The 19,619-nt window shown below is 61.2% G+C and carries 17 protein-coding genes and 1 pseudogene; 12 read left to right on the top strand and 6 right to left on the bottom strand.

The features are described from left to right. Window positions 1–86: 86 nt before the first annotated feature. Window positions 87–1,820 carry a cis-3-hydroxy-L-proline dehydratase gene (gene lhpI, locus ATB98_RS01665; RefSeq protein ID WP_066868272.1) on the top strand — a complete coding sequence of 578 codons (1,734 nt, stop codon included), beginning with the start codon at window positions 87–89 and terminating at the stop codon, window positions 1,818–1,820. Here lhpI and ATB98_RS01660 read toward each other — a convergent pair. Both ATB98_RS01660 and ATB98_RS01655 read right to left on the bottom strand, forming a co-directional pair. Beyond that, entirely contained in the window at window positions 1,810–2,583 is a 774-nt protein-coding gene (locus tag ATB98_RS01660) for a pyrroline-5-carboxylate reductase (RefSeq protein WP_066868270.1), read from the bottom strand. The two genes, lhpI and ATB98_RS01660, sit on opposite strands and share 11 nt — an antisense overlap. After that, window positions 2,580–3,296, bottom strand: a complete 717-nt coding sequence (locus ATB98_RS01655) for a GntR family transcriptional regulator (RefSeq protein ID WP_066868291.1) — start codon at window positions 3,294–3,296, stop codon at window positions 2,580–2,582. The genes ATB98_RS01660 and ATB98_RS01655 overlap by 4 nt, the downstream gene beginning before the upstream one ends. 218 nt (window positions 3,297–3,514) lie before the next feature. On the opposite strand from ATB98_RS01655, the gene dapA reads away from it, so the two are divergent. The 6 genes from dapA (at window position 3,515) to ATB98_RS01625 (ending at window position 9,798) form a co-directional block, all read left to right on the top strand. Further along, window positions 3,515–4,393 carry a 4-hydroxy-tetrahydrodipicolinate synthase gene (dapA, locus tag ATB98_RS01650; protein WP_066868268.1) on the top strand — a complete coding sequence of 293 codons (879 nt, stop codon included), beginning with the start codon at window positions 3,515–3,517 and terminating at the stop codon, window positions 4,391–4,393. Between the two features lie 70 nt (window positions 4,394–4,463). Continuing rightward, entirely contained in the window at window positions 4,464–5,498 is a 1,035-nt protein-coding gene (locus ATB98_RS01645) for a proline racemase family protein (RefSeq protein ID WP_066868265.1), read from the top strand. A 15-nt stretch (window positions 5,499–5,513) separates the two neighbouring features. Then, a complete protein-coding gene (locus ATB98_RS01640; RefSeq protein ID WP_066868263.1) occupies window positions 5,514–6,761 on the top strand; it encodes an NAD(P)/FAD-dependent oxidoreductase in 1,248 nt (415 codons plus the stop codon). A gap of 24 nt (window positions 6,762–6,785) precedes the next feature. Continuing rightward, window positions 6,786–8,276, top strand: a complete 1,491-nt coding sequence (locus tag ATB98_RS01635; protein ID WP_066868289.1) for an aldehyde dehydrogenase family protein — start codon at window positions 6,786–6,788, stop codon at window positions 8,274–8,276. Beyond that, window positions 8,273–9,031, top strand: coding sequence for an SDR family NAD(P)-dependent oxidoreductase (locus tag ATB98_RS01630; protein WP_066868261.1), 759 nt, complete (start codon window positions 8,273–8,275; stop codon window positions 9,029–9,031). Before ATB98_RS01635 ends, ATB98_RS01630 begins: the two co-directional genes overlap by 4 nt. Window positions 9,032–9,042: 11 nt before the next feature. Then, window positions 9,043–9,798 (top strand): SDR family NAD(P)-dependent oxidoreductase, encoded by a 756-nt coding sequence (locus tag ATB98_RS01625; RefSeq protein WP_066868259.1) that lies wholly within the window; start codon window positions 9,043–9,045, stop codon window positions 9,796–9,798. Window positions 9,799–9,953: 155 nt separating this feature from the next. On the opposite strand, the gene ATB98_RS01620 is transcribed toward ATB98_RS01625, so the two are convergent. The 4 genes and pseudogenes from ATB98_RS01620 to ATB98_RS29855 form a co-directional block, all read right to left on the bottom strand. Beyond that, on the bottom strand, window positions 9,954–11,075 hold the full coding sequence (locus ATB98_RS01620; RefSeq protein ID WP_066868257.1) for a tyramine oxidase subunit B: 1,122 nt from the start codon (window positions 11,073–11,075) through the stop codon (window positions 9,954–9,956). Window positions 11,076–11,127: 52 nt separating this feature from the next. After that, window positions 11,128–12,402, bottom strand: coding sequence for a phosphopyruvate hydratase (gene eno / locus ATB98_RS01615; RefSeq protein ID WP_066868255.1), 1,275 nt, complete (start codon window positions 12,400–12,402; stop codon window positions 11,128–11,130). A 1-nt stretch (window position 12,403) separates the two neighbouring features. After that, complete coding sequence (locus ATB98_RS29860; protein WP_234781842.1) at window positions 12,404–12,820, bottom strand: MOFRL family protein; 417 nt, start codon at window positions 12,818–12,820, stop codon at window positions 12,404–12,406. 246 nt (window positions 12,821–13,066) lie between these two features. Further along, window positions 13,067–13,682, bottom strand: a pseudogene (locus ATB98_RS29855) (glycerate-2-kinase family protein); the annotation flags it as partial. Window positions 13,683–14,061: 379 nt separating this feature from the next. On the opposite strand from ATB98_RS29855, the gene ATB98_RS01605 reads away from it, so the two are divergent. The 5 genes from ATB98_RS01605 (at window position 14,062) to ATB98_RS01585 (ending at window position 19,480) form a co-directional block, all read left to right on the top strand. Then, complete coding sequence (locus ATB98_RS01605) at window positions 14,062–14,730, top strand: GntR family transcriptional regulator (RefSeq protein WP_066868252.1); 669 nt, start codon at window positions 14,062–14,064, stop codon at window positions 14,728–14,730. A 556-nt stretch (window positions 14,731–15,286) separates the two neighbouring features. Then, window positions 15,287–16,321: an amino acid ABC transporter substrate-binding protein gene (locus ATB98_RS01600; RefSeq protein WP_084435199.1), complete on the top strand. Its 1,035-nt coding sequence runs from the start codon at window positions 15,287–15,289 to the stop codon at window positions 16,319–16,321. An 86-nt stretch (window positions 16,322–16,407) separates the two neighbouring features. Continuing rightward, complete coding sequence (locus tag ATB98_RS01595; RefSeq protein WP_066868250.1) at window positions 16,408–17,544, top strand: ABC transporter permease subunit; 1,137 nt, start codon at window positions 16,408–16,410, stop codon at window positions 17,542–17,544. Then, window positions 17,541–18,638: an amino acid ABC transporter permease gene (locus ATB98_RS01590; RefSeq protein ID WP_234781841.1), complete on the top strand. Its 1,098-nt coding sequence runs from the start codon at window positions 17,541–17,543 to the stop codon at window positions 18,636–18,638. Before ATB98_RS01595 ends, ATB98_RS01590 begins: the two co-directional genes overlap by 4 nt. Window positions 18,639–18,733: 95 nt before the next feature. Continuing rightward, complete coding sequence (locus ATB98_RS01585; RefSeq protein ID WP_407695274.1) at window positions 18,734–19,480, top strand: amino acid ABC transporter ATP-binding protein; 747 nt, start codon at window positions 18,734–18,736, stop codon at window positions 19,478–19,480. Window positions 19,481–19,619: the final 139 nt, after the last annotated feature.

The following is a 19,619-nucleotide window of genomic DNA, read 5'->3' as shown; positions in this document are numbered from 1 at the left end:
GGTAGTGACGGGTGGAGCAAGTGGGATCGATGAGGTTTCGAGAAACACGATAATCAGCGACGGTAGTGTTATCACGGGAGTGAGTGATGCAGGGAGAATGTCTAGTCTCTGGTGTGGGAGCCGGCGAGCTCCTGTTTTCCGATGTCGGCCTCAGTTTCATGGGCGGCGTGCATCCCATGACCGGCGTCGTGATCGATACGCATCATCCCCTGCATGGCCAAAGCTTGTGCGGGAAAATCCTGGCGATCCCGAGCGGACGAGGGTCCTGTGCCGGAAGCCTGGCGATCTTCGAGCTCATCATGAACGGCCACGCTCCACGTGCGCTGGTCTTCCAGCACAAGGAGACGATCCTGACCCTGGGGGTGGTGATCGCGAAGGAACTGTTCGGGAAGAGCATTCCGGTGATCTGTCTCTCCCCCGATGATTTCGCCTCGCTTTCCGAGGCCCCCCATGCGGTCGTTCACGACGGCCGGGTCGATCTTCACCGCGCCGCGCCGTCGATACCAGTGGATGAGAGCGGTTCCGCCGCTCTCGATCTCGAAGGTTTCGAACTGAGCGAGGTGGACCGGCGGCTCCTCGATGGAGAATTCGGGGAGGCGGGTCGGCTCGCGATGCGCATCATCATCAGAACCGCGCAGATCGAGGGGGCCAGCAACCTTATCGATGTCGACATGGCGCATATCGACGGATGTTTCTATCACGGGCCGGGCGTACTTCAATTCGCCAGGAGGCTGCTCGAATTGGGTGGCCGCGTCCGCATACGCTCGACCATGAATGCGCTTTGCGTCGATCGGCGCCTGTGGCAGGGCCTTGGCGTCGACCCGCGCCTTGGCAATCCGTCGGACGAACTGGCTGATGCCTACAGGGCCATGGGCGTCGAGCCGACCTATACGTGCGCGCCCTATCTGCTCGATGAAGCGCCGGCCTTCGGCCAGCGGATCGCGTGGGCGGAATCGAACGCCGTTGTCTTTGCCAACTCGGTGCTGGGCGCGCGCACGATGAAATTTCCCGACTATCTCGATATACTTGTAGCCATGACCGGCCGCGCGCCGAATGCCGATTGCTATCTGGCGGACAAGCGCCTGGCGACGCTTCTGGTCGATGTGCCGCGACCCGATGTGCTCGACGATTCCTTCTGGCCGGCATTGGGGTATCACGTCGGCAAGATTGCGACGAACGACATCCCCGTCCTTGCCGGTCTGGAAGGACTGCCTGTTTCCCATGACGATCTCAAGGCCTTTGGCGCGGCGTTCGCAACCACGTCGGCGGTGGCGATGTTCCATATTGTCGGCGCCACACCCGAAGCGGGGACCGTCGATCAGGCGACGGGTGGTTTGAGTTCGGTGCGCCGTCACAGGGTGACCGTCGAGGCCTTGACTGAGACATGGCACGAACTCAACAATGCCCCCTCCGCCGATGTCGACCTTGTTTCGCTCGGAAATCCGCATTTCTCGCTGACGGAGTGCGAACGGCTGGCTGCCGTATGTGCCGGCAGGAAGAAGGCGGACAAAACCGAAATGATCGTCACCTGCGGAAGGGACGTTTTCGAGAGAGCCAGGAAGGCCGGGTTTGTCGACGCGATCTCGAAATTCGGAGCCCGGTTCCTGAACGATACCTGCTGGTGCCTGATCGCGGAGCCGGTCATCGCGCCCGACGTCAGGCATATTATGACCAATTCCGGCAAATACGCGCATTACGGCCCCGCGGCCGTGGGCAGGGGGTTCCATTTCGGAAGTCTGGAGCGCTGTGTCGACGCCGCCTGCAACGGTGTCGCCGAGACCGCCCTGCCGGGATGGCTCTCGGCCAACGCTATTTCGTAATACGCAACAATACGCGATCGAGCGCATCGATGAGCACGCGCGTTCCGCTGTTCTGATCAAAGTCTGTCCAGACCTGTTCGTTCAGGCCGCCCTTGGTGGCGTATTCCTGCGAAAGCACGTGCAACGAGGTGTCCGGCTGGCGTGCCGCTACCTTGGAGAGACTCTGGAAATGCGCCGCCAGATAGGCCCTGCCGCTCGGTTCGGGAAGACCTTTCGACTGAAGCCAGTCGACGATGCGTCCCATCTGGCCGAAATAAAGCGACATGGTCGCGCTGGCGGCGGCCAGCAGGTCATATTCCGTGCGGGTCTCGCATTCAATTGCAGTGCCGATGCGGTTGAAGAGTTCGGCAACGCGGGCGTTGCGCGGGAAAATGGCCGTCACGCCTTCGCGATCCTCAACAAATGGCAAGGGAATGGCCCGGATCACTTCCACATCCGCCTTGATCCATTGCCCCAGTATCGTGTGGTCGGTGGCAGCAATCAGACTGATGACGAGCTGGCCGTCACGAAAGCGCATCGCGGGAATGACGTCCGCGGCGATCTGCGGCCGCACCGCCAGGAACACGATGTCGGCGCCATCCACGACGGCCTGATTGTGCTCGGCGATGGTGACCTGCGGGTATTGGGCGGCAAGATCGGCCGCGATCTCGGCGTTGCGGGGCGAGACAATGATCGGGTTTGCATATGCCGGTTCCGCCAGGAGGCCATCAATGATCGCCCTGGAAATCGTTCCCGTTCCGAGAAAGCCAATCCGCTCCGTCATCTGGCAGCACTCATCGGTGCCAGGGGAACTTCGGTCGTATAGTTTTCGCGCATGAAATTGATGAAATTGTCCTGGAACTGGCGAGTGTGTGCGTGGGCGAGTTCGTCGGCTCGCTCCACATCGCGCTTGCGGATGGCTTCCAGCATCTGGTTATGCTCGTCGGTCAGCAGATAGCCTTCACGCGTGCGTTCGAGATATTCGAAATGCAGGTGCAGCATGCGTTGGCCCTGCGCCAGCAGCCGTTCGTAGAATGATGCGAGGAATGGGTTTCGGCCCGCATCGGCAATGGCCATGTGAAACCGCTTGTTGGCTTCGGACATGGCCAGGCGGTCGCTGGTCTTCACCGCAGCCTCGAATTCCTTCTGACGCTTGGCGATTACTTTCAGATCGGCATCGGTGCGCAACGTAGCGGCCAGGCGGGTATTCATGCGTTGGGCAATATCCAGCGCCTCGACATATTTGGGGAACGTCCCAACTTCGATCGGCGCGACAATCGTGCTGCGATTGGACAAGGTGACCACAAGCTCCTCGCCCGCCAGGCGGATCAGAGCCTCGCGCACGGGAGACCGCGACATGTCGAAGCGTTCGGCCAGCGTGGTCTCGTCCAGAAGCTGGCCGGGCTGCAAGGTCAAGGCCAGAATTTCGCTTCGCAGCGTGTCGTAGACGCTTTTCCAGCCGGTGCCGCGAATGCGTTTAGGTTCCTGTTCTTCCACTTCGAATTCCTTGCTGGAGAGGTCCGCGAAACCATAGTTTTCTACGGACACCGTGTCGACAAGAATTTTCCGCCTTGACTTTGTCGACATTAAAACGACATAACATCGGCAGTTTGAAGGGCGAGCCGAGGCGCCGCGTGTCCCGTCCGAATATCCCGATAGCTGCGCTTCCGAGCCTTGAACGATCACTCTGTAAAGCCCTGCAATGGAGCCCTGCGATGAAACTCACCGGCGTCATGCCCGCCCTCGTCACCCCCTTCGATAAAAACGACAAGATCGACTTCAAGGCCTTCGAGAAGCTGCTCGTCCATCTGCGTGAAGCAGGCGTAAGTGGCTGGGTGCCGAACGGTTCGACCGGCGAATATTTCAGCCAGTCGACGGAGGAGCGCCGAGATGTGCTGCAGTTCGTCAAGGATTTCGCCAAGCCGGGCGAGACACTGATCGCCGGCACGAATGCGCCGGCCACGCGTGAAGTCATCGAACAGACCGCGATGGCCAAGGAGATCGGCTATGACGCGGTTCTGCTTGCGCCGCCCTTCTACACCCGTCCGACCCAGGAAGAGCTGATCAAGCATTACGAAACCGTGCTCGGCGCCGTCGACGTCAATCTCGTGCTCTACAGCTATCCCGCCAAGGATGGCTCGGACATTTCCTTCGAACTGATGGATCATTTCGCCGACAACCGCCGAGTCATCGGCATCAAGGAAAGCTCCGGCGTCCTGCAGCGGGCGATCGACATTGCCAGCCGCTATGAGGGCAAGATCCAGCTCGTCAGCGGCTCGGACGACATCGCGATCGACTTCATGTTCTGGGGCGCGGAAAGCTGGATTTGCGGACCGTCGAATTGCATGGCGAAAGCGTGCTGCGATCTCGATCGCACATATAAATCAGGCGATATCGCCAGGGCGCGCGAGATGATGAAGACGCTTTACCGCGCGATGAACATCCTCGAATCCGGCAAGTTCGTCCAGAAGATCAAATATGGTTGCGAGCTGCAGGGCTTGCCCGTCGGCGAGTGCCGTGCGCCGCTTGGGCCACTGACCGAAGCAGAAAAGGCCGAGTTCAAGGCCGCCATGCAGCCGATCCTCAACTGGTAAATTTTCGAGCCGCGGGCGCCCGGTAGTGCCGGGCGCCCGTATTGCTTCTTGGGTTCAGGGATCGGGCGCTATGCGGTTCAAAAGGGTGCTTTCCGTCGTCGAATGCCATGCGGAGGGCGAGAGCGGAAAAGTCATCGTCGGCGGTGTCGGACAGGTGCCGGGCAAGACGATGTTCGACAAGAAGCTGCATCTCGAAAATCACATGGACGACATTCGCAAGATGGTGCTGTTCGAACCGCGCGGCGCCGTCTGGCACAATGCCAATATCGTGCTGCCGTCCAACCATCCGGACGCGGACATGGGCTATGTGATCCTCGAGACCACCGAATACCCGGCCATGTCCGGATCGAACACGATGTGTGTCGCGACCGTGCTTTTGGAAACCGGCATTCTTCCGATGCGCGAGCTCGTCACCGAACTCGTGCTCGAGGCACCGGCGGGTCTCATCCGCGTGCGTTGCGAGTGTCGGGACGGCAAGGTGACGCGTGTTCGCCTGGTCAACCAACCTGCCTTTTGCTACCACGTCGACAGCAAGATCGAGGTCGCTGGCCTGGGTACGGTCGGGGTCGACATCGTCTATGGCGGCATGACCTATGTGATGGTCGACGCCGCAGCGCTCGGCTTTTCGATCGATCCGTCCGAAGCCCGGGAATTGTGCGAGGTCGGGCAGCGGCTGAAGGCTGCCGCCGTGGAACAGCTTGCGGTCGAACACCCCGAAAATCCCGCCATTCCGGGCATCACCAATACGGAATTCATGGGTCCGCTGCGCCGCGAGAACGGAGAGCTGATCTCACGGAATTGCGTTGTCGTGTCTCCCGGGCGCTGCGATCGCTCGCCCTGCGGCACCGGCTCCTCGGCACGTCTCGCGTTGCTCCATGCCAAGGGCCTGATCGCGCCGGGCGAAACCCTTGTGCATGAATCCATTACCGGCAGCCGCTTTCTCTGCACCATCGACGCTGTGACGAAGGTCGGTCGATATGACGCGGTCGTTCCGGCGATTGCCGGTCAAGCATGGATCACCGGCTTCCACCAGATGGGCATGGATCCGACGGATCCGTACCCGAATGGCTTCACCGTGGCTGACACCTGGATGGCAACTGTTTGATCGGCGGGCGGCAGCATGAGTGCTTCATCCACCATTGCGATCGTCGGCGCAGGCATTATCGGCACTACGCTTGCCTATGAGCTGCAGCGCCGCGGGTATTCCGTTCAGTTGATCGAGCGGGATGGTCCGGGTACCGGCGCAAGCTTCGGCAATATGGCCAGCATCGCCGTGACCGAATTCATGCCTGCCTCCCGACCGGCTATCTGGAAGCAGATGCCGAAATGGCTGCTCGACCCGGAAGGTCCGGTGCGCGTACGCCCCTCCTACATGCCGCGGCTTATCCCCTGGTTTCTGCGGTTTCTGGCAGCAAGCCGTCCCTCGAAGCTTCGCGAACTCGAAGCAGCTGGCGCGGTCCTCTGTCATCGCGTGTATGAGGACCTTGATGCGCTCCTGAAGGAAACCGGGCTCACTCACATGCTGAGCACGGAAGGCTGCCTCAGCCTCTATGCGGACGAGGCGGAGTTTCGTGCCGACCGCGATCATATCGAAATACTCGAGCGTTTCGGTTTTCGCCACGAAGTCCTCGGCGGCAATGCGATCCGCGACCTTGAGCCGGCGCTGACGACGAAAATCACCAAGGCGGTTCTCTTTCCCGACAACCGATCGATAACGGATCCTTACAGACTGGTCGTAGCGCTTGCCGAACGCTTTCAAGCCCTCGGCGGCACGATCATTCGCGGCGAAGTCGGTGGCTTCGACATGGCCGAGGGCGGGGTCAAGGCTGTCCGCTTGAAGGACGGCCGGGCGATCGACATTGACAAGACCGTGCTCGCGGCGGGTGTTTTTACCGCACGCATGGCGCGGGATCTCGGGGAGCCGATCCCGCTCGAGACCGAACGCGGCTATCACACCCAGATCATGGATCCCGGCATTTCGATGCGCCATTCGATCATCTGGCCGGCAAGGGCCTTCATGGTCACGCCGACAGCGGGCGGCATCCGCGTCGGCGGTACGGTGGAGATGGCGGGCATAGATGCCGCACCCGACTATCGTCGCGCCAAGATTACCGTCAAGCGTGCACTCGAGGCGTTGCCGGATCTGAAGGTGCGCCAGGCGAGCGAGTGGATGGGCCATCGCCCGGCCTTCCCCGACACGGTCCCCGTCATGAGCGCGTCTGCCAGGCATCGCGGCCTCTTCTATGCGACCGGCCACGGCCATCTCGGGCTTACCTATGCCGCGACCAATGCGCGGCTGATGGGCGACCTCATCTCCGGGGCGACACCGCCCGTCGATCTTACCCCCTATCGCGTCGACCGGTTCTGAGCCGGGTTGCCAATGGAGTATCTCATGCAGGACAAACTCTATATCGATGGAAAATGGGTTGCACCCGCCAGGGGCGGCAGGGCCGATGTCATCAATCCCGCGACGGAAGAGGTGATCCAGCAGATTGCGCTGGCAACAGAAGAAGATGTCGATCTCGCCGTGAAGGCTGCGCGACGCGCCTTCGACAAGGATGGCTGGCCGAAGCTCACCGGCGCCGAGCGCGCCAAGTATCTGCGCGCCATCGCCGCCGGCATTCGCGTCCGGCAGGCCGAGATCGCCCGGCTCGAAGTGCTCGACAACGGCAAGCCTTTTCCGGAAGCCGATTGGGACGTCGCCGACGCGGCCGGCTGCTTCGATTTCTATGCCGGGCTGGCTGAGGAATTCGATACGAAATCCGCCGAGCCTGTCGTGCTCAGCGATGCCCGCTTCACCTCCAAGGCGGTCAAGGAGCCGATGGGCGTCGTGGGCGCGATTGTCCCCTGGAACTATCCGTTGTTGATGGCATCGTGGAAGGTGGCGCCGGCGCTCGCGGCGGGTTGCACGGTCGTGCTGAAACCGGCTGAACTGACCTCGCTGACCGCACTCGAACTGGCCGCGATCGCCGATGACGTCGGATTGCCCGCCGGCGTGCTGAACGTTGTTACTGGGGCGGGTTCGATCGCCGGGCAGGCGATCGTCGACCAACCTCTTGTTGACAAGCTCGCCTTCACCGGTTCCGGCTCGGTCGGTTCGAAGATGATGGCGCAGGCGGCGCGAGACGTAAAGCGCATCAGCCTCGAGCTTGGCGGCAAGTCGCCGTTCGTCGTCTTCGGCGATGCCGACATCGAAGAGGCCGTCGAATGGATCATGTTCGGCATCTTCTGGAACCAGGGCCAGGTTTGCTCGGCGACCTCCCGCGTTCTGGTGGAGCAGGGCATCTATGAGAGGCTGCTTGCCCGGCTGATCGAGGAAACGAGGAAGATCACCATCGGCAACGGCCTTGATCACGGCATCCTCCTCGGACCGCTCGTTTCTGCGCGGCAACATTCCAATGTCATGCGCGACATTGAAAAGGCGAAGGCTGCGGGCGCGACCATCGCTTGCGGCGGCAAGCGGCCTGATGGTTTCGACGTGGGCTATTACCTGGAGCCCACGATCTTGACCGACGTGCCGCTCGACAGCGAGGCCTGGAGGGAGGAGATCTTCGGACCGGTGGTTTGCATCCGCCCGTTCGCCACGGAAGAGGAAGCGATCCGTCTCGCCAATGACAGCCGCTTCGGGCTTGCCGCTGCCGTGATGTCCAAGGACGATGCGCGCGCGGAACGCGTTGCCGCGGCCTTCCGAGCCGGGATCGTCTGGATCAACTGCTCGCAGCCGACCTTCACCGAAGCGCCCTGGGGAGGCTACAAGCAATCCGGCATCGGCCGTGAACTCGGACGCTGGGGCTTTGAGAACTATCTCGAGACCAAGCAGATCACGCGATTTGCCAGCGACGATCCCTGGGGCTGGTATATCAAATCGGGGGCTGGTCGATGAGCCAGCCGCTTTCAGGCCAGACCATCCTGGTAACCGGCGCATCGGGCGAGATCGGCCGCGCCATCGTCAAGGCCCTGGCGGAGGACGGCGCCCGGCCGATCATCCATTATGGCCGCGACCGAGCCGGCGCGGAAAGCCTGAACGCCGAGATCGGCGGGAAAGGCATCATCATTTCCACCGATCTATCGGCGGCGGACGGTGCTTTCGCGCTCTGGCAGCGTTCGCTTGAAGCGACGGGGCGCATCCATGCACTCATCAACAATGCCGGGGTCCTCAGCCGCATTGCGATCGATGCCGAGCCCGATCAATGGCACGCTGCCTGGCAGAAGGAATTCCAGGTAAATTTTTTCGCCGCCGCCGATCTCTCGAAAGAAGCCATCCGGCATTTCAAGACGCATGGCGGCGGACGTATCATCAACATGGCGAGCCGGGCCGGCCAGCGGGGCTATGCGGCGGACGCGATGCCCTATGGCGCAACGAAGGCGGCCCTCGTCAACCTGACCAAGTCCATCGCCCGCAGCTTTGGTGGCGACGGAGTGACCGCGATTGCGATCGCGCCCGGCTGGGTGCGCACGCGCATGGCTGAGGAGTTTGTTGCAAAGAACGGCAAGCAGGCGGCGGTCGGAGAAATTCCGATCGGCGAAATGGCGGAGCCGCAAGCGGTTGCCGAACTGGTGGCCTTCGCCCTTCGCGCCTCGCAGGCATCGCTGAACGGCGCGACACTCGATGTCAATGGCGGCAGCTATATCAGATAGGGAGATATGAGATGCAACGTTTCGAAGGCAAAGCCGCCGTCGTCACCGGTGCAGGCGGCGGTATCGGCTCGGCAATCGCCAGGCGGCTGGCTTCCGAAGGCGCGCTGGTGGTCGTCACCGACGCCAATGTCGAGGCCGCCGCGACCGTGACGGCTGATATCCGCGCATCCGGCTGGCAGGCCGAGACGATTACGGCAAACATCGCGGACAAGGGCGAATGCGCTGCGCTGATTGCCGACAGCTTTGCCCTGCGCGGCCGGCTCGACGTGCTGGTCAACAATGCCGGCATCAACCGGCGCGGCAATCTCTTGGCGCTCTCCGACGAGGATTGGTCGCTGAGCTTCGACGTCAATCTCAATTCAATGTTTCATTTGTGCCGCGCGGCCCTGCCGCTGATGATCGAAGCCGGCGGCGGCGCGATCGTGAACACCGCCTCGCAATGGGGTCTCTATCCCGCACCGAACCATATCGCCTACAATACGACCAAGGCTGCCGTCGCCGCCTTCACCCAGAATCTCGCGCGCGACTATGCGCCGGACAAGATCCGCGTGAATGCCGTCTGCCCCGGCGAAATCCATACGCCGATGCTGGAAGCAGGCGTCAAGCGCTCCGGCCGCACCATTGCCGACCTCGACAAGCTGGTGCCCTTCGGTCGTATCGGCAAGCCCGAGGAAGTCGCCGCTCTCATCGCGTTCCTCGCCTCGGATGAGGCAGAGTTCATCTGTGGATCGCTGGTGGAGATCACCGGCGCCCAGGCGGTGGCCTGAGGAACACTACCGGATGGCCGATGATAGGGGCGGCTTTCGCTGGCGCCCTCGATGACGCTGCAAGGTGGCTCGAAACAGAGAGGCTTGGATAAGGAAGGGTGTGTCGCATGGCCGGCCGCCCTGCGACAGGGCGGCCGGCCATGCTTGTCTGATGCTCAGGCCTGGCTGGGCTTCTCCCAGAGGTTTAGCGACTGACCGATGCCGTTCCTGAGCGCGGTCTGGTAGCACTCATAGCCCCAGCTGATGTCGAAGACGGCCATGCCGCAGGCGATGAAGATCACGCGATCCTTGGGCGTTTCGCGCCCGGGCTTCTTGCCGTTGACCACGTCGCCGAGGCCGGTCGAGTCCTGCAGCGGCGGCAGCTTTCCAGCATCGATCAGCCGAAAGAAGGGGCCGCCGATGACGCCGCTGTAATAGGCTTCCTTGTTGCCCGAGGCGACGGCATCCTCTACATAGGCTTCCTGCAGCGAGGTGTGGTCGTAGACGATCTTGGCGCTGGTGAGAAAGCTCTCCTCGGTGTTGAACGGGCCGGAAACGAGGATGGTGGCGCCCTCCTTGATCCATTCGTCGTTGAAGAACAGCGGCTTCAAACGCGACGCGGCGACGGTGACGACATCAGCGCCGCGGAAACCTGCCTCGGCATCGTCGACGCCCGCGGCTTCGACATCATAGGTTTCCCTGACCCACGCCGCGAACTCGTTGGCCTTGTCGAGGAAGATATCGAAGCAGACGACCTTTTCGACGGCCTTGAGCTGGGTCATGATCGCCGAGAAGCAGGCCTTGTTGATCGGGCCGCAGCCGATCACCGAGACGACTTTCGAATCGGCATTGGCGAGATGCTTGGCGGCCACGCCGGGCACGCCGCCGGTGCGGGCTGCGGACAGAAGATTCGCCGACATCAGCGCCAGCGGCGCGCCGGTATCCTTGTCGTTCAGCATCATGGTGAGCACCGAGCGCGGCAAGCCCTTTTGCGCATTGGCGTGGTTGGAGCCATACCACTTGTTGCCGCAGACATCGAAGCGCCCGCCGAGATAGCCGGGCATGGCGGCAAAGCGGCGGTCCGGACCGGCCACCGGCATATTCGGGAACTTTGTTTCCTTCGGGAAGACGATGTTGAGGCCATGGCTGTTGTGATTGGCGCCGCCCATGAGGTAGTCGCCTTCGCCCAGCAGGCTGAAGGTCTCCTCGCAGACGGTGACGCAGCGTTCGGCATTCAGGACGCCGGCTGCGATCATGTCGGGTTCGGACAGGTAGAGAAAATCGATCCGGGGATACATGGCATTTGCCTTTCGAATGGTGTTGAAGGAATTGGTGGGCCGTAGCCGTGGCTCAGAAGCGCAGAAGCGGCTTGATGTCGTAGAGACGGCAGCCGGGGCTGCGGGCATTGGCGCGCATGAGGAAGTTGAGTTTCTCGATGCGTTCGCCGGAGCGCGGAGCGCCGTTCTTCTGGAACGGAACCTGCAGGCCGACGGAAAAATCCATCACCACGTCGTCGACCACGCCTCCGGAACGGCCGGACGGTACGGCGATCATTCCGTGGTCGGCGGCGAACCGGTAGGCGTCCATCGCCTCGGTGATCGTGCCGACCTGGTTGGGCTTGAGGACGAAGCCGTCGACGGCATGTTCCTGATGGGCGCGTCGCAGGAGGGGCAGGCTGGTGACGGTCAGGTCGTCGCCGAGGATGATCGTGCGGGGCAATTCCCGCACGGCCCTGCTGTAGCCTTCCCAGTCATTTTCATCGAGAAGGTCCTCGATGAAAACGAAGTCGAAGGTCTCCGTCAGCTTGCGCACATAGGCGATCAGCGCGCTGGAGGTCACGCGCTCGCCCTTCAGCAGATAGGTCCTGGTCGCCGCGTCGTACATTTCGCTCGAGGCGCAATCGAGCGCGAAGGAGATCTTTCCGCGATATCCGCATTCGTCGATCGCACGGCGCATCATGGAAAGTATCAAGGCGGGATCGTCGGATGGAGCGGCATAGCCGTAGGAGCTCGCGACCTGCGGCTTGTGGCCGAGATAGGCGGTCAGCACGGTGCCGAGATGATTGAAGACCGTCACCGCCATTTCCACGGCCTGGTCTATGCTGTCCGTTCCATGCGGGACGATCAGGAATTCGTTGAAGGACTGGGTGAAATTCTCGTAGCGGCCGCCGTTGATGACGTTGAAGCAGGGCACGGGAACGGTGCGGATATCGCCGCCAGCGATGTGATTGTAGAGCGGAATGCGGCGTGAAGCGGCTGCCGCCCGGAATGCGGCGATCGACGCGGAGTAGATGGTGTTGCCGCCGAGATTGTGTTTGTCGGGCGTGCCGTCGAGCGCGATCATCTTCTCGTCGATGGCCCGCTGGTCGAACACGTTCATGCCGATAAGGGCGGGACCGATGATATTGACGGCCTTGTCGACCGCCGTGTGGACGCTCAGGCCCTTGTAGCTCGAAGGGTCGCCGTCGCGCAGCACGAAGGCTTCATACATGCCGACGGAGGTTCCGGTCGGTGCGGCGCCAAGGCCGATTGCGCCGCTTTCGGTGCGGATTTCCACCTCGACGGCGGGGCGGCATTTGCAGTCGATGATCTGCTGGGCGTGAAGGGAGACAATCTTGTCCTGCATCTCAGGCGCCCCGCTGAAGTTCGGGAACGTACATGATGGTGAGGTCGCAAAGATTGGTGCCGGTGTTGCCGGTGAAGACGGCCGAGGACACGGCGTCCAGAGCCTCGAAACAGCTGTGGTCACGCAGGGCCTGGTAGAGGTTGATCCCCTTGTCTGCGGCCGCCCTCGCGGTGGAGGAATCGGTGATGCCGCCCGCCACCCGGGTCGTGCCGTCGGTGCCTTCGGTATCGACCGAAAGCAGGCAGGCGCCCGACGTCTTGGCGGCGGTGATGGCAAAGCTGACCGCCATTTCCTGGCCGGGTCCGCCGTGTCCGCGAATGGTGCTGTTGTCCTCGATGAGGGTCGTGACTTCGCCTGAACTCAACAGGACGCAAGGCGCCTTGATCGGATTGCCATAGGTCTGGATCTCACGCGCCATGGACGCGAGGAAAGTGCCCGCGTCCCGCGCTTCGCCCTCTAGGAAGGAGGAGACGATCATTGCCGGAATGCCCATTTCCGCGCAGATTTCCTTGGCATAGATGCAGGAGTCCGGCAGCGTGTTGAGCAGGAAATAGGTGTTGTCAAAGAAGGCCTTCGGCGTTTCCGCTTCCGGCCCGGCATTCATCAGATAATCGACGACCGTTTTCGGCAGCCGATCGGCGACGTTGCGATTGATGATCGTCGCGCGCGCGTCGTCGAGCGTCGTCGCATCGGGACCGATCGGCGTGCTCTTGTAGGCGGCATAGGGTTCGGCAATGTCGCCCGTCGCCGGGTTGCCGACCGCATCGCTGATGCCAAAGCCGATCAGTTCGGCACCCACATCCTGGATTCGCTTGGCCAGCATGCCGCCGTTGAGTGCGGAAATATGCCGGCGGACGGCATTGATCTCATAGATGCCGGCACCCGACTTCAGCAGCACATCGGTGGATCTCGTCCTGGAGGCTGATGCCGTCGATCGGGCAGGACATCAGCGCCGAGCTGCCGCCGCTGATGACGCAGATGAACAGGTCGTCCGGGCCCGACTGGTCGACGATCTCGATGATTTTCCTGGAAGCTCGATGACCTTCCTCATTGGGCAGGGGGTGGCCGCCGATGAAGACTTCGGTCTTGTTGAACCGATCCGTCTCCTCGAGCACCTTGACGATGGCGATGCCCTTGGTCAGGCGTTCGCCCAGCACGTGATCGACGGCCATCGCCATGTGGTTGCAGGCTTTTCCGGCGCCAAAGAGGTAGACGTTTCGCTTCTTCGACAAGTCCCAGGCCCGGTTTCCGATATGGAGCACGCTGCCCTCCATGCGCATGATGTCGCGCATGCGGCGGTAGCTATCGAGCCGGTCGAGGGTCCGATCTGCGATCTCCAGTACGATCCGCCGGGAGGATCGATCGCCTCCGGACAGGATTTCATCTGCGTTACGGATTTTCTTCATCTGGATACTCGATTGCTGCGTGCGCGGCCCGACCCGAGCGAAGGGCGCAGCGCCTCGCCCGCTCGGCAGGGCGCCCGGCGGTTAAAATCTGGATGACTATGGTCGCGGCGGCGTTCAGGCAGCGCGCAGGTCCAACATACGCAAATGGGCTATTGTCGACAATAGCCGTTCGACACATTTTTTATCTTGTCTTCTTGTTCTGGGGTTGGCTCAGGGCGATAAACGGGCAACAGCGGACCAGAGAGGCGTCACGATGGATCGAACGAAGCTTCCCAAGATTGAGAAAATGCCGGCCGACGTGCGGGCGCTGGGGGTGTTGCGCGCCCGGATCATCGAGGGTGCGATTCCCGCAGGGGCGCGGCTGACCGAGGTGCAGATTTCGGATGAAATGGGGCTCTCGCGCGCAACGGTGCGAACCGCTCTTCATCAACTCGCCCAGGAAGGCCTGGTCAGTCTCGTGCCCTATACGGGGTGGACCGTCGTCAAACTGTCGCAACAGGATATATGGGAGCTCTATACGTTGCGCGCTGCGGTGGAGCGGCTGGCCGCCGGGCTTGCGGCCACAAATGGCGCGGCGGACCGGATCGCGGATATACGGAAAGCGTTCCATGCGCTGGAGGTCGCCTGCGAACGGAAGGGGGCCAATGAGATCGCCGAAGCCGATTTCGGCTTTCACAAATCGATTGTCGACGCTTCCGGTCATTCGCGCTTATGCGCCCAGTATGGCCTGATCGAGCATCAAATCAGGGTTTACATCCGCTCGAGCGATGCGCTGATCGCCGATCCGAGCGAAATATTGGACCAGCACCGGCCGATCCTCGATGCCATCTTGGCAAAGGACTCCGCCTTGGCCGCCGAGCTATCCGAAGAGCACAATCTCCGGGAAGGCCAGAAGCTGACCGCGTCTGTTTCAGGCCTCTAGCCGGTTCAGCCCGCCGAAACACCCGCTGATCGCAGTCCGATTTTGTCGCCGGACACCCCCGGGTGGCGTCGCGTCGGGGACGCAAAGACGTTTGCCTGAAGTTGACACATATATGACAAGTGATGTATGACAAACGCGCGCTGATGGCGGGGACGGAATTTTCGGCTTGACGCTGTCGACACGAAGACGACATAATGTTGTCGAGTGAACGTCGACACGATCGCTGAAATAAGCCCTTGACATTGTCGACATTAGAACGACTAATCATAAAGTCGACATTAGAACGACAAAGTTTGGCGCAGCCAGCTTCGGGAACTTGCGCCGTGTGGCGCCAACGGTGGGAATTCACGGCAGCATTTTCGGATGGGCTCGCGGTCGCCTATTTGGCCGATGCCCGGATCAGGATGGTGGTTGGCTCGCATGCGTTGGCGCCGGGTCGTGAGTTCGTTCCCGGCCAGGCTGGAGGCTTGGTACGGACAGGCAGTGAGGGTCTTAGACAATCAACGCCTTCTGAAAAGACGAACTGATCTTCAAAACCAACAGAGGATGGAATGACATGAAAAATGCATTGAAGCTTGGTCTTGCCGCTCTCGCGCTCGCGGCCGCGACGCCGCAATTCGCGTCGGCGGCGCCCGGGGACACACTGAAGGCCGTACAAGCGCGGGGCGTGCTCAACTGCACCTCCAGCGACGGCAACTTCGAAGGTTTTGCCGAGGTTGACGCACAGGGCAACTGGCACGGCCTCGACATCGACTATTGCCGCGCCGTCGCAACCGCGATTTTCGGTAGCGACGACAAGCTGAAGCTGATCCCGATCAGCTGGGCCCAGCGCTTCCCTTCGTTGCAGTCGGGCGAAATCGATCTGGTCATCAAGGCTTCGGGTTGGCTGTTCAGCCGTGACACCGAACTCGGCCTGCAGTTCTCGATGCCGTACTTCATTGGCGTCACGACCTTCATGGCGCATAAAGACCTTGCCGCCAAATCCCTGGCCGATCTTGCTGGCGGGACCGTTTGCGTCGCCGGCGGCACGTCGACCGAGAAGCTCGTCAGCGACTACATCAAGGAAAAGAAATACGACGTCAAGGTCGTGACCTTCGAGAAGAACACCGAAGCCACCGCCGCCTATTTCGCCAACCGTTGCGACGCCTATGCCGAATGGGGCCCGATCGTTGCGGCAACGCGCGCGACCTCGGCCGATCCGGATAGCCACGACATCCTGTCAGACGCGCTGTCGCTCGAAGGCGAGGCGATCGTCATGCGCCAGGGCGACGACAATTGGGTCGACATCGCCAACTGGGTGATTGCCGCGCAGCGCATCGCCGAGGAAAATGGCGTGACCTCGAAGAACATCGATGAGATGAAGGCCAACCCGCCGAACACCGTCGTCGGCAAGCTGCTCGGCGTCACCCCAGGCATCGGCGCTCGCCTCGGCCTCAAGGATGACTGGGCTTACAATGTCATCAAGAAGCTCGGCAATTCCGAGGAAATGTACAACCGCAACTTCGGAACCGAGTCGCGCTATAAGCTGCCACGCGCCCTGAATTCGCTGTGGAACAAGGGTGGCGTCTTCTACGCCCCGGTCCTCGACTAAAAAATGCCGTCCCTCCGCCGGGGCGGGCCCCGGCGGAGGTTCATTTCATTTTATGCCTCCTTGTGAGGCGAGGTGGACATGGACCCATGACCTTTTCGTTCGGAAACCGGAAACAGCGCGATATCCTGTTGCAGGCTTTCTTCCTCGCCGTCGTCCTGGCCGTGCTGGTCGTCGCCGTGATGACGACGCGGCGAAATCTCGAAATCCAGGGCCTGAGCGTCGGGTGGAGTTTTCTAAACTATGCGACGGGCTCCTCCATCGTCTTCTCCTTGATCGATTACGATCTTGATTCGAGCTTTGCCCGCGCGCTGCTGGTCGGCTTCATCAACACGCTGTTTCTCGGAACGATCTCGGTCTCGCTGGCGGTCCTCCTCGGCACGGTCATCGGCACGGCACGGCTCTCCAGCCACAAGCTGCTCAGCTCCATCGCCGGCGTCTATGTGCAGATCTTCCGCAACATTCCGCTGATCCTCCAGGCCTTTTTCTGGTATGCGATTTTCGTGAATTTCCCCTCGCCACGCCAGGCCATTGCCATGCCGGCCGGCGTCTTCATCTCCAATCGCGGCATCTATTTCCCGATGCTCAACATTGAGGCCTGGTATCTTCTGGGGGCGATCGCGCTCTTCATCGTCGGCACGATTGCCTCCGTTTCCGTCGCGCGCCGCACGGGCCGCGGGTCTTCGCTGATCGGTATTCTTATCTCGCTGGCGCTTGCCTGCGTCATCGGCTATGCCGGGCGGGTGGTTGATACACCGCTCTTCGATATGCCGCAGCCGAAAGGACTTCGCTTCCTTGGCGGCGGCACGATGACGCCGGAGCTCGGAACCGCCATCGTTGCGATCGCGCTCTTTGGGGCATCCTATGTCGCCGAAATCGTCCGCGCCGGCTTTCTTTCCATCCCGGCCGGATTGATCGAGGCCGCCCATGCGCTCGGCCTCGGCAAGTGGCACATCTTCTGGCGTGTCCGCCTGCCACTGATGATAAGGCGCATCCTGCCGACGATGACGAACCAGATCATCTGGCTGATGAAAGCCACCACGATCGGCATTGCCATCGGGTTTCCGGATTATTTCGGCGTGGTCGCCAATTCGATCAACCATTCCGGGCAGACGATCTCGCTGATTTTCCTGCTGATCCTCGGCTTCTGGGCGATCAACATGACCATCTCCTTCACGATGAACGCCATCAATCGGGCGCTTGCCCTGCCGGGACATAAGAAATGAGAGCGGAAACGATGACGGCCACCACCGACATTCAGGCGCCGGCGTTGAACGGCAGCCTCCTCGACAGTGTAAGGCGCGACTACTTCTCCTCGGCCGGACGCACGATCCTCACCTTGGTTTGCCTGGCGTTGATCCTCTCAGCCCTATGGTTTCTCGTAAACTGGGGACTGGTCAATGCCGTTTGGTTCGGCACGCCCGAGGACTGCCACAAGGCTGCCGGCGCCTGCTGGGCCGTCATCACCGACCGTTATCGCCTGATCTTTTTCGGCCTTTATCCCTATGAGGAACAGTGGCGTTCGGCGCTTGCGTGCCTCGCCATCCTCGCGACAGTCATTCTGTCGTGCGTTCCATTCTTCTGGTCCGCGAAGCGGCTGCCGGTGCTGTGGGCCCTCGGCTACGGGCTATTCTACTTTCTCATGAAAGGCGGCGTATTTGGCATGCCCGTCGTGCTCGAAACCCAGTGGGGCGGACTTGCGCTGACGGTCTTCGTCTTCTCGTCCACCGTTGTCATCGGCATGCCGCTAGCCATTGTTCTTGCGCTCTTGCGGCGCTCCAGGCTGCCGGTGGTTTCGACGGTCACCGCGCTCTTCATCGATGGCATTCGTTCGCTGCCGCTTCTCTCCATTCTGTTCACCGCCGCCATCATCCTGCCTTTGACGCTGCCGGGTTTCCTGGTTGGCGACAAGCTGTACCGCGTCATTATCGGTGCCGCCGTCTTCTTTGCGGTCTATCAGGCGGAAATCATTCGCAGCGGGATTCAGTCCTTGCCCGCAGGGCAAGAGGAAGCGGCAACGGCGCTTGGCCTCAATTACTGGCAGACGATCTCGCGCATCATCCTGCCGCAGGCTTTCCGGTTTGCACTGCCGCCGACGATCAACCAGGTGGTGATCGCCTTCATGGAAACGGCCCTGATCGTCATTCTGGGCTTCTTCGAGATCACGGCGTCAGGCAATGCGGCCTTTTCGACAGGCGGATGGAAGCCCTTCCATATCGAGGTCTACAGCTTTGTCGCTCTGATCTATTTCGTCTTCACTTACTCGCTGTCGATGTATGGCAGCTATCTCGAACGATCCTTGAAATTGGGTTCGCGATAGCATGAGAGCGGCAGGCGTGCGTCGGGATTCGGACCCGGCATGACGGACATTCCCGCGCTCTTCGGCGCGGCGGCAGGATTTTGGGAGTAATGCAAATGACCACAAGCGCTCTGGCGATCGAAGTCGACGGTCTGTGCAAATATTACGGCACACATCAAGTTCTTCACGGGGTAAACCTGACGGTGAAAGCGGGTGAAAAGATCGTCGTCTGCGGTCCATCTGGTTCGGGCAAGTCGACCCTGATCCGTTGCCTCAACAAGCTCGAGGAACACCAGCAGGGCAGGATCCGCGTGCTCGGCACCGAACTCAATGACGAGATCGACAATATCAACGAGATCCGTCGCGAAGTCGGCATGGTGTTCCAGCATTTCAATCTCTTCCCGCACCTGACGGTGCTGGAAAATTGCGTGCTGGCACCGATGCTGGTCCGTAAGGTTGATCGCAAGACCGCCGAGGAGCAGGCCATGACCTATCTCGAGCGCGTCAAGATCCCGCAGAAGGCGAAGAGCTATCCCGGGGAACTGTCCGGCGGCCAGCAGCAGCGCGTGGCTATTGCCCGGGCTCTGTGCATGAAGCCGGAAATAATGCTGTTCGACGAGCCGACCTCGGCGCTCGATCCGGAAATGATTTCGGAAGTACTCGACGTCATGATCCAACTTGCCCAGGGCGGCATGACCATGGTCTGCGTGACCCATGAGATGGGCTTTGCCCGCAAGGTCGCCGATCGGGTGATCTTCATGGACCAGGGGAAGATCGTCGAAGATGCGCCGCCGGCAGACTTCTTCGACAACCCGCAGCATGAGCGGTCGAAACTCTTCCTCAGCCAGATACTTGGACACTAGAGCGGGGTGCGCCCACTTGCGTACGCGCCATCGCCCTATCTGTTTGTTTTTGCCGCATTTGTGCGACGTCAGGTGATTCCACCTGACTGCAAAATGCTCTAGCAGGCTGCTGAAAAAGCCCTCTGGCTTTTGGGTTTTT

The sequence above is a fragment of the Sinorhizobium saheli genome, from assembly GCF_001651875.1.
Lineage (GTDB): Bacteria > Pseudomonadota > Alphaproteobacteria > Rhizobiales > Rhizobiaceae > Sinorhizobium > Sinorhizobium saheli.
Note: the sequence above shows the minus strand (reverse complement) of the source record. Positions and strands in the feature narration are given on the sequence as shown.

Excerpts from the sequence above, each read along its gene's own strand:
- ATB98_RS01635 (WP_066868289.1), top strand. The coding sequence starts at position 6,786 with ATGCAGGACAAACTCTATATCGATGGAAAATGGGTTGCACCCGCCAGG.
- ATB98_RS01660 (WP_066868270.1), bottom strand. The coding sequence starts at position 2,583 with ATGACGGAGCGGATTGGCTTTCTCGGAACGGGAACGATTTCCAGGGCG.
- dapA (WP_066868268.1), top strand. The coding sequence starts at position 3,515 with ATGAAACTCACCGGCGTCATGCCCGCCCTCGTCACCCCCTTCGATAAA.
- ATB98_RS29860 (WP_234781842.1), bottom strand. The coding sequence starts at position 12,820 with ATGGCGCGTGAGATCCAGACCTATGGCAATCCGATCAAGGCGCCTTGC.
- ATB98_RS01645 (WP_066868265.1), top strand. The coding sequence starts at position 4,464 with ATGCGGTTCAAAAGGGTGCTTTCCGTCGTCGAATGCCATGCGGAGGGC.
- ATB98_RS01625 (WP_066868259.1), top strand. The coding sequence starts at position 9,043 with ATGCAACGTTTCGAAGGCAAAGCCGCCGTCGTCACCGGTGCAGGCGGC.
- ATB98_RS01605 (WP_066868252.1), top strand. The coding sequence starts at position 14,062 with ATGGATCGAACGAAGCTTCCCAAGATTGAGAAAATGCCGGCCGACGTG.
- ATB98_RS01620 (WP_066868257.1), bottom strand. The coding sequence starts at position 11,075 with ATGTATCCCCGGATCGATTTTCTCTACCTGTCCGAACCCGACATGATC.
- ATB98_RS01600 (WP_084435199.1), top strand. The coding sequence starts at position 15,287 with ATGAAAAATGCATTGAAGCTTGGTCTTGCCGCTCTCGCGCTCGCGGCC.
- ATB98_RS01630 (WP_066868261.1), top strand. The coding sequence starts at position 8,273 with ATGAGCCAGCCGCTTTCAGGCCAGACCATCCTGGTAACCGGCGCATCG.
- ATB98_RS01595 (WP_066868250.1), top strand. The coding sequence starts at position 16,408 with ATGACCTTTTCGTTCGGAAACCGGAAACAGCGCGATATCCTGTTGCAG.
- lhpI (WP_066868272.1), top strand. The coding sequence starts at position 87 with ATGCAGGGAGAATGTCTAGTCTCTGGTGTGGGAGCCGGCGAGCTCCTG.
- eno (WP_066868255.1), bottom strand. The coding sequence starts at position 12,402 with ATGCAGGACAAGATTGTCTCCCTTCACGCCCAGCAGATCATCGACTGC.
- ATB98_RS01640 (WP_066868263.1), top strand. The coding sequence starts at position 5,514 with ATGAGTGCTTCATCCACCATTGCGATCGTCGGCGCAGGCATTATCGGC.
- ATB98_RS01585 (WP_407695274.1), top strand. The coding sequence starts at position 18,734 with ATGACCACAAGCGCTCTGGCGATCGAAGTCGACGGTCTGTGCAAATAT.
- ATB98_RS01590 (WP_234781841.1), top strand. The coding sequence starts at position 17,541 with ATGAGAGCGGAAACGATGACGGCCACCACCGACATTCAGGCGCCGGCG.